The sequence below is a fragment of the Pseudorhodoplanes sp. genome, from assembly GCF_035565855.1.
Classification (GTDB): domain Bacteria; phylum Pseudomonadota; class Alphaproteobacteria; order Rhizobiales; family Xanthobacteraceae; genus Pseudorhodoplanes.
Genome location: NZ_DATMRX010000306.1, coordinates 1 through 8,726, shown reverse-complemented (window position 1 = coordinate 8,726; position 8,726 = coordinate 1). Strand labels below are relative to the sequence as shown.

9 protein-coding genes are annotated in these 8,726 nt (G+C 62.8%); 6 read left to right on the top strand and 3 right to left on the bottom strand.

Features of this window, described 5'->3' with window-relative positions; all coding sequences use genetic code 11:
* Together VN004_RS17670 and hspQ are read left to right on the top strand one after the other, a co-directional pair.
* Positions 1-675: adenylate/guanylate cyclase domain-containing protein (locus VN004_RS17670; protein WP_325612811.1), on the top strand; the 675-nt coding region annotated here is incomplete at its 5' end.
* 42 nt (positions 676-717) lie between these two features.
* Positions 718-1,062: a heat shock protein HspQ gene (gene hspQ / locus VN004_RS17665; protein ID WP_325612809.1), complete on the top strand. Its 345-nt coding sequence runs from the start codon at positions 718-720 to the stop codon at positions 1,060-1,062.
* A gap of 30 nt (positions 1,063-1,092) precedes the next feature.
* Here the strand turns inward: hspQ and VN004_RS17660 are convergent, their stop codons facing one another.
* Both VN004_RS17660 and VN004_RS17655 read right to left on the bottom strand, forming a co-directional pair.
* Entirely contained in the window at positions 1,093-1,803 is a 711-nt protein-coding gene (locus tag VN004_RS17660; RefSeq protein ID WP_325612807.1) for an invasion associated locus B family protein, read from the bottom strand.
* A gap of 183 nt (positions 1,804-1,986) precedes the next feature.
* Complete coding sequence (locus tag VN004_RS17655; RefSeq protein WP_325612805.1) at positions 1,987-2,730, bottom strand: invasion associated locus B family protein; 744 nt, start codon at positions 2,728-2,730, stop codon at positions 1,987-1,989.
* Between the two features lie 179 nt (positions 2,731-2,909).
* Here VN004_RS17655 and VN004_RS17650 point away from each other — a divergent pair, with 179 nt between their 5' ends.
* From VN004_RS17650 to VN004_RS17635, 4 genes are all read left to right on the top strand, one after another.
* On the top strand, positions 2,910-4,802 hold the full coding sequence (locus tag VN004_RS17650) for an extracellular solute-binding protein (RefSeq protein ID WP_414710343.1): 1,893 nt from the start codon (positions 2,910-2,912) through the stop codon (positions 4,800-4,802).
* Complete coding sequence (locus tag VN004_RS17645; protein WP_325612801.1) at positions 4,802-6,262, top strand: AMP-binding protein; 1,461 nt, start codon at positions 4,802-4,804, stop codon at positions 6,260-6,262. The genes VN004_RS17650 and VN004_RS17645 overlap by 1 nt, the downstream gene beginning before the upstream one ends.
* Before the next feature lie 142 nt (positions 6,263-6,404).
* A complete protein-coding gene (locus tag VN004_RS17640; protein WP_325612798.1) occupies positions 6,405-7,658 on the top strand; it encodes a GGDEF domain-containing protein in 1,254 nt (417 codons plus the stop codon).
* A gap of 50 nt (positions 7,659-7,708) precedes the next feature.
* Positions 7,709-8,368 carry a DsbA family oxidoreductase gene (locus VN004_RS17635; protein ID WP_325612796.1) on the top strand — a complete coding sequence of 220 codons (660 nt, stop codon included), beginning with the start codon at positions 7,709-7,711 and terminating at the stop codon, positions 8,366-8,368.
* A gap of 90 nt (positions 8,369-8,458) precedes the next feature.
* Here VN004_RS17635 and VN004_RS17630 read toward each other — a convergent pair.
* The coding region (locus tag VN004_RS17630; RefSeq protein ID WP_325612793.1) for a hypothetical protein at positions 8,459-8,726 on the bottom strand (268 nt) is incomplete at its 5' end.

The window sequence follows — 8,726 nt, the reverse complement described above, 5'->3', positions numbered from 1 at the left end:
CGCGAGCGCGAGCGCACCGAGCGGCTGCTGATGAATATCTTCCCGCTTAAGGTGCTGCACGAATTCAAGGAATTCGGCACTACGACGCCGTCATTCTACGACGATGTTTCGGTGTTGTTTCTGGACTTCGTCGGCTTCACGCGGATGCCGGTTTCGCGCGAGCCCAAACGCCTGATTTCCGAACTGAACGAGATCTTCTCAACCTTCGATCAGATCATCGAGCATCACGCCTGCGAGCGCATCAAGACCATTGGCGACGCCTATCTCGCCGTCGCCAACATGCCGAGCCCCAACCCGGATCATGCGATCGACATCACGACGGCCGCGATCAAGATGCTGCGCTACCTGCAGCGGCGCAATGCCAGTCATCCGGTGCAATGGACCTGCCGGATCGGCATCCATACCGGCAGCGTGGTCGGATCGGTGGTCGGGGTCCGCAAGTACATCTATGACGTGTTCGGCGACGGGGTGAACACCGCGAGCCGGATGCAAAGTCTGTCCGAGCCGATGCGAATCACGGTTTCGGAATCGACCTACCAGATCATCAAATCGACGATCCCCTGCACCCCGCGCGGCATGTTCGAAATCCGCGGCTCGGACCGGATGAACATTTATTTCGTCGAAGCGGCGCTGGCGGCGCCGGACGAGGCATCGGGCACCGACGGAGCCGCCTGACCGCTGGCGCGGTCGCGCCCTCTGACCTATCTATACTTCGCCATGGGAAATTCGGACCAAAAGGCGCGCGTCGCCAGATTCCATATCGGTCAGGTTGTGAAGCACCGCATTTTTCCATTTCGCGGTGTGATCTTCGACATCGACCCGGTCTTCAACAATACCGAGGAATGGTGGCTATCGATCCCGGCTGAAGTGCGCCCCCGCAAGGATCAGCCGTTCTACCATCTGTTCGCGGAGAACGCGGAAACCGAATATATCGCCTATGTCTCCGAGCAGAATCTCCTGCCTGACACGTCACACGAGCCGATCCGGCACCCGCAGGTCCGGGATCTGTTCGTGAAGGACGAGCGCGGAGGCTATCGGCCGCGTGATCTCACCGTGAATTAAGCGACGCCTGGTCGCCGCAGATGCGGGCGATCACTTCGGCTGCTGAAGGCGCTCGCGCCCCCGTTTTGCCAATTCCTCCTCCAGCTTCTTGTTGTTCTGCTCCACGACCTTCGGATCGGTGGGCGGACCTTCATGCGCTTTTGCGAAATCGGCCAGCGGCACCGCGAGCGTGAAGACGGCCTGCTGCATGTTGTAGGCCTGAACGTAGATATTCTGACCCTTCTTCAGTTTCGCGATGAGTTCGTCACTGGCTTCGGCCTGCGCCATGCAGCCGTTCCCTGCGCAGACGATGATCGGAAGCACCATGGCGCCCTGCTCGTCATTGTCGATCAGCACCCGTGTGCCGCGCGGCAGCATGATTCCCATCGGCAGCATGATCTGCAGGACCTTGCGCGCTTCGCCTTCGGCCTCGATCAGGATCGCGCCGACCATGGGAGCACCGCTTTCCAGACGCCCATCCTTGCCGGTTCGGCATACGGTCTTGCCGCCGGTCTCCTGAGCCTGCGAGCAAAATTTCGTCCAGTTGGAATAGATCAGAGGCGGAATCTCGGCCGCGCCGGATTGCTGCGGCTTCTCGGTTTTTTGGGCCTGCTGGGCCTTCGGCGCCGCTTTCGGCGCGGGGGACTTCTGCTGCGCGAATGCGTGGACGGCCATCCCGAGCGACAGGAGGCATGCGAGACCGCCAATAGCGATCCCGCGCGTCAAACGCCGCCGCGGCGATGAGGAATAGAAATTGTCCATCCATCGTCTCCTCGTTAGCGCCGCACCGGCGGCCTGGCGGAACACCATACCGCCCCCCTGTGTGGACCTCAAACAAGCCAAAAACATGAGAGGCCAGGCAAGCTCCATAGCTTGAACGCCGGGATAACAGAAAAAAGGGCGCGCCCTTCGGCGCGCCCCGAATGTCCGAACCGGCGCTCGCGGTTACTGGGTCTTGCCACCCTCGAGCTTCTGGCGCTGTTCGTTGGCGCGCCGCTGCAATTCGTCCTGCAATTTCTTGTTCTTTTCCTCGAGCTCTTTCGGATCCGTGGGCGGACCGTCATAGGCCTTGGCGAAATCGCTCAGCGGCAGCGACAGGGTCATCACGTTCTGCGCCATGTTATAGGCCTGCACGAACAGGTTCTGACCTTTCTTGAGCTTCTGCACGATGTCAGCATTGGCCTCAAGCTGGGCAATGCAGCCGCCATTGGCGCAGGTCAGGAACGTACCGATGATAGCCGACGGCTCGTCACGATCGATCACGACGCGCGTACCCTTGGGCAGATAGACGCCGGGCGGCAGCATGATCTGCAGCACCTTTTTCCCTTCGCCTTCCATCTCCATCAGGATCGCGGCGACAACCGGCATGCCGGATTCGAGCCGGCCGTCCTTGCCGGTCTGGCAGATCTGCTTGGCACCCTGCTCCGGCCCCTTGCCGCAAATCTTGGTCCAGTTCGAATAGATCAGTGGCGGGATCGACTGGTCCTGCTGCGCGCCTTGCTGGGCCGGCGCCGCCGGCTGAGCCGGTGCGGGCTGGGCGCCCTTCGGCTGCGCCTTTGGCGCGGCCTTCTGTTGGGTCTGGGCGGATGCCGTCATCGGACCCGCGACAGACAACGCGGCGATCGCGGCAATTGTTGCAAGCACCCGGGCCACCGGCCGGGCCGGTGCGGACGCAGAGCGATACGTCATGATCCTACTATGTCCTCGTTGATCGCCGCTTCAGCGACGTGTGGGCCATTCGGCCGCCAGGTCGCTGTCTCAACGCCAAAAAAGGCGACAGCGTGACCCCGCGCACCGGCCTGATACCTGAAATCGCCCCTGTAATAAAGCATGAAGCCCAAAAATGATGATATTGGGCCGATCATCGCATGCGGCCGACGGCGTCCCCAATTAGGGTAACGTTGAACGAATCGGATTGCCGGACCTTGCGACCGCCCCACCGCTGCGTTCCCTGCCCCGCCCGGCGGTCAGCCGTCGCGCTGCTGATCCTTGTGCTGGCGATGCTGACGCTGGACGCGCCAGCATTCGCGACCGGCGCACAGCATGCCATCGCCATGCACGGTTCGCCGAAAATGCCGGCGGGCTTTTCCGCCATGCCCTATGTGAATCCCGACGCCCCCAGGGGCGGTCGGCTCACGCTCGGCGTTGCAGGAACGTTCGATACAGTGAACCCGCTGGTGGTCCGGGGTCTGCCCCTTCCCAATGTTCGCGGTTACGCGATCGAAGGGTTGATGGCGCGCGGCTACGACGAGCCGTTCACGCTTTATGGTCTTCTCGCCGAGACCGTCGAGACCGACGACGACCGCACCTATGTCACCTTCAACCTCAATCCGCGGGCGCGCTTTTCCGACGGAAAGCCGGTGACCCCCGAGGACGTGATCTTCACTTGGGAGCTGCTGCGCGACAAAGGCCGGCCGAATTATCGCACCTATTATGCCAAGGTGGCGCGTGCACAGATCGTCGGACCGCATTCGGTGCGCTTCGATCTATCGGGCAACAACGATCGCGAATTGCCGCTGATCCTCGGCCTGATGCCGGTGCTGCCGAAGCATGCGACCGATCCTGCGCATTTCGAGGAGACGACATTCACGCCGCTCGTCGCGAGCGGGCCTTACTTGATCAAGTCGGTCGATCCGGGACGCAGCGCGACCTTCGTGCGCAATCCCGATTACTGGGGCGCGGACTTGCCGATCAATCGGGGCCTGTGGAATTTCGACGAGATCCGGCTTGATTTCTATCGCGACGAGAACGCGCTGTTCGAGGCCTTCAAGAAGGGCCTCTATGACGTGCGCGTGGAGAACGACGTCACGCGCTGGCAAACCGGATACGACACGCCGGCCCTGAAGGCCGGTCGCCTCGTCAAGGAATCGTTCAAGAACGGCACGCCGGTCGGCATGAATGGCCTCGTCTTCAACACCAGGCGGGCGATCTTCGCCGACATCCGGGTGCGCGAGGCTCTGGCCTCACTGTTCGATTTCGAATGGGTCAACAAGAATTTCTTCTTCGGGCTGCAGAAGCGAACGGCGAGCTATTTCGAAGGCTCCGACCTGTCGTCGATCGGCAGACCCGCCGATGACCGCGAACGCAAATGGCTTGCGGCCTATCCGGACGCTGTGCGCGAGGACGTGCTTGAGGGCCGCTACCTCCCAAGTCAGAGCGATGGCTCCGGGCGCGATCGCGAGGTGCTGAAGAAAGCGCTGACGTTATTGTCAGCCGCCGGATACGACCTCGACGGCACCGTTCTGCGCAGCCGCACCACGAAAGAGCCGCTGACTTTCGAGATCCTCGTTTCGACGCGCGACCAGGAGCGGATCGCCCTCGCTTATGCCCGCGACCTCAAGCGAGCCGGCATCAAGGCAACCGTCCGGAACGTCGATGCCGTGCAATTTGACCGGCGGCGACTCACCTATGATTACGATATGATTCCGTATCGCTGGGATCAGTCGCTTTCGCCCGGAAATGAGCAGAGCTTTTATTGGGGATCGGCGTCCGCCGACGTGGACGGAACGCGCAATTACATGGGCGCCAAAAACAAGGCGATCGACGCCATGATTGCGCATCTTTTGACGGCGCGAGATCGCGACACGTTCGAGTCCGCCGTTCGCGCGCTCGATCGCGTCCTGATCTCGGGATTTTATGTCGTCCCGCTCTTTCATCTCCCGGATCAGTGGGTGGCGCGCTGGACTCATGTCGATCATCCGGCCGTCACACCCTTGTTCGGGTTCTTGCCCGAAGCCTGGTGGCGCAAGCGCGGCACATGATGACGTCGAACGGTACCGTTCCGGCGCTCGACGCGATCCTGACCGCGCATGCGACGGGTGGTCCGGACAGGCTCGCGCTGATCGACCGGTCGGATCGCTGGACCTACCGGCGCGCCGACCGTGCCGTTGGCACGATCGCAGCGCGCCTGCGATCGATAGGACTTGCACCTGGCACCGTGGTTGGGTTGCAGATGCCGAACACGGCGGCAAGCGTCGTGGTTCTGCTCGCAGTGATGCGCGCCGGAATGATTCCGGCACCCTTGCCGCTCCTGTGGCGGCGCAAGGACTGTGTCGCGGCGCTTTCGGAAGCCGGCGCCCGAGCGATCGTGACCTGTGGTCGGGTCGGTGATTTCGACCACGCTGCGCTGGCGCTTGAGGTTGCGGCCGAACTCTTTCCCATCCGCGCGGTCTGCGGCATCGGCTGCGCTGCGATGGAAGGGATCATTCCCCTCGACGAGCTCCTGAATGACGCGGACAACCGGGCGGAGACACTTCGCGTTCAGGATGCAGGCCCTGCATCGCCCGCGCTGGTGACATTCGAAACGACAGCAGACGGAATCGTGCCGATTGCACGGGATGCTACGCAACTCATCGCTGGCGGCCGGCTGGTGCGACAGCGCGCCGAGATCGGTTCGGGCGCGGTCATTCTAACGAGCATCTCCTCGACCTCTTACGCCGGCGTGTCCGCGGCCCTGGTGCCATGGCTTCTTGGCGGCGGCACACTTGTGCTGCACGATTCATTTCATCCGGAGACGCTGCGCGAGCAGATCGACAAAGAACAATGCGACGTGCTCGTCGTACCCAATGGCCTGTTGCCGGGACTCGCCGCCTCCGACTGGCTGGACCCGCCCGGCATTCGCAGTGTCGTCGCGATCTGGCGATCGCCCGAGCGATTTGCCTCCGCCGCGCAATGGACCAATCTCGATGTCGCGCTGATCGACGTCGCGGCGTTTGGCGAGAGTGGCCTCCTTGCCGCACGGCGGTCACCTGGCGGGCGCACATCACCATGGCCGATCGGCAAAGTGAGAATCGCAGACACCGGTTCTACTTGCGCGGAAGTTGCAGTCACGCCCGGCGGAACGCTGGGGCTGTCGGGTTTGCTCGCCGCCTCGCCCTACCGGCCGTATGGCACCGGCGACAAAACTGACGATTCATCGCCCGCCGACAGGCATGTCGATACCGGCTATCCGTGCCGCATCACGCCGGATCAGCAGGGACTCGTCGTGACCGCGCCACCCGCGGGGCTGGTTGCGGTCGGCGGGTACCGCTTTCCGATACACGATCTGCAGCGCCTGATACGGGACATCGACCGACACGGCGTGCTGGCGGCACTTCCGCATGCTGTGACAGGCCATCGATTAGCCGGTCACGCAAGCGATCTCGTAACCATGCGGGGCGCGCTTCAAAACATGAGCGTCAACCCTCTGGTAACGGCAGCCTTTGGACGCCGATCCGCCTGACAATTTGCAGGGTCAAATTGACCACACATTAATTCGCCGGGCGCTAACTGCCCGCCCATCAATTGGCAATGTGATCCGGACTCGATCGGAATTCGCGCACAGCGCGGCGCGGTCACAATTCGGACACGAGGAACGCAAAAAAATGTCGCTGCAGGGTCCGGTCGTAGTCGTTGCCGAAGAGCCCTCTCCGGACTTGATCGCAGCTATTTCGGAAACCGGGGCTTTTCCGGTGATCGAGGCATCGTGCGCGCAGGCGAGTGCGGCGATTGCCGCGGCCGATCCGTGCGCGATTATATTGGCGGACGCGCGCGCCTCCAGCGATCAGCACCTCGGTGAAAGTCTCACGCGCAGCATGACGCGCCGCACGCCGATCGTGCCGGTTGTGGCATGCGCAGCGGCGAACGACATTCCGCCCTATCGTGAGGCCCTCGCCATGCCGATCGACGCCGAGCCATCGGCGATTGCGACGCGGCTGTCATCCGTGCTGCGTGTCCGCGCGTTGCATGCGAGTGTGTTGCGGCGGGCCGAGGCAGCACGGTCCGCTGGTCAGCCATTGCCATCGACGTCGGCGAGCGATCCGCTCGAGGAAGCGACCGTGATCCTTGCCGGGCGCGGGCGAACTCATCCCTCATTGTCGATCGCTCTCGGTGAGCAGACCGGCGTGATCGGTGTGCTCGCGATCGAAGCCGCAGCGCGCTATCTCAAGGCGCGCGATCCGGATGGTCTCGTGATCGGCGACGGATTTGATCCGCACAATGTCGATGCCTTGCTTACGGTCATTTCCGAGGATTCGCGCTTCCGCGACCTGCCGGTCGGCGTGATCGGACATCCGTTCGATGACGACCTCCGCCGGCTGCCGCATCTAGTCGTCGCGAGCGATCCGCTTTGTCTGGTCTCGCGGATCCTGCCACTCGTCCGCTTGCATGCCTTCGAAGCGCGATTGCGGCGGACACTCGATGCCTTTGTGAAGGATGGCGTCATCGATCCCGCAACCGGACTGATGAACGAGCCGGCCTTCCTCGCCGAACTCGAACGCGTGATCCGCGATGCCAGCCGACGCTCCGGTGGCCTGTCGGTGGCGCGCCTGAGCTTCGAGGGCGATCTCGATGCGCGCGCAATGAACGACGCTGCGCGCCTTGTCAGCAAGCTGGTGCGGGGCGCGGACTTCGCCTGCCGCGATCATGGCGCCTCCATTCTGATCGCCTTCGTCGATACCGCGCCGCGGCAGGCGCGAACGGTGGCAAAGCGCCTGGTCGCGGTGCTGCGCAATACGATGCTGCAGGCCGGAGGCCGCCGCGCGATCGCCCCCGAAGTCGCACTGACCGCATGGCGATCCTCGGATACGCTCGAAAGCCTCCTCGCCCGCATCACGCCCTCGGCGGTTGCAGCCGAGTAACAGGCCGCTTACATCTGCTGGGTCGCTGCTCCAGCAAAGGGCCCGCCCCAATGACCGATCCAATTCGCGTCGATGTTGTGTCCGATGTCGTGTGCCCCTGGTGCTTCATCGGCAAGAAGCGATTGGAGCAGGCGATCGCACTCAATCCGGATATCCCGGTCGACGTGCATTATCACCCCTATTTCCTGAACGACTGGATCCCGTCGGAAGGCATTTCGCGCGAGCAATATCTGACGACCAAATTCGGCTCCCCCGAACGATACAAGGAAATAGCTACGCGCGTGTCGGCGGCTGCGGCGCAGGAAGGCCTCGTCTATGCGATCGACAAGGTGAACCGCCAGCCGAACACGACCGACAGCCATCGCCTGATCCATTGGGCGGAGCAGGTCGGCAAGGCGCCGCAGATGAAGCAGCGCCTGATGGAGCTTTACTTCTCCGAAGGCGCCGACCTTTCCGACAAGGCCGTGCTGGTCAAGGCAGCGCAGGATGTCGGGCTCGATGGCGACGAGATCGCGCGAAAGCTTGCGACCGACGAGGACCTCCCCCTCCTCGCGCAACGCGTCGAGCAGGCAAAGGCCGCCGGCATCCAGGGCGTGCCGTTCTTCATCTTCGACAACGCCTATGCCGTGTCCGGCGCGCAGGCGCCCGAGCAACTCGCCGGTGTCATTCGCAAGATTGCCGAAGAGCGACAGCAGAACGCTGCGGGGTGAAATCCTTTCGGCCGCCCTCATCCTTCGAGACGGCTGCTTCGCAGCCTCCTCAGGATGAAAGCGGATTTGCTTTCGCTCCGTGCATTCGCATCAAGCCGCCATCTTGCCTTCGGCGATCTTCACCAGATTGCGAAGGATCTTCGTGGTGCCGAGCAGCCGCTGCACGGGCTTTGGCCAATCGTCGAGGAACACCACCTTCATGTCCGGACGCACCTTGGCGATCGGCGCCTGGCTGGTGATATAACGCATCAGCCCTTCCGGATTGGCGAAGCTGTTGTCACGGAATTGCAGCACCGCGCCCTTCTGGCCGGTGTCGATCCGCTCGACATTGGCGCGCTTCGCCAGCAACTTGATCACC

Coding starts and splice junctions, on each gene's coding strand:
- hspQ (WP_325612809.1), top strand. CDS start 718: ATGGGAAATTCGGACCAAAAGGCGCGCGTCGCCAGATTCCATATCGGT.
- VN004_RS17660 (WP_325612807.1), bottom strand. CDS start 1,803: ATGGACAATTTCTATTCCTCATCGCCGCGGCGGCGTTTGACGCGCGGG.
- VN004_RS17655 (WP_325612805.1), bottom strand. CDS start 2,730: ATGACGTATCGCTCTGCGTCCGCACCGGCCCGGCCGGTGGCCCGGGTG.
- VN004_RS17650 (WP_414710343.1), top strand. CDS start 2,910: ATGCGGCCGACGGCGTCCCCAATTAGGGTAACGTTGAACGAATCGGAT.
- VN004_RS17645 (WP_325612801.1), top strand. CDS start 4,802: ATGACGTCGAACGGTACCGTTCCGGCGCTCGACGCGATCCTGACCGCG.
- VN004_RS17640 (WP_325612798.1), top strand. CDS start 6,405: ATGTCGCTGCAGGGTCCGGTCGTAGTCGTTGCCGAAGAGCCCTCTCCG.
- VN004_RS17635 (WP_325612796.1), top strand. CDS start 7,709: ATGACCGATCCAATTCGCGTCGATGTTGTGTCCGATGTCGTGTGCCCC.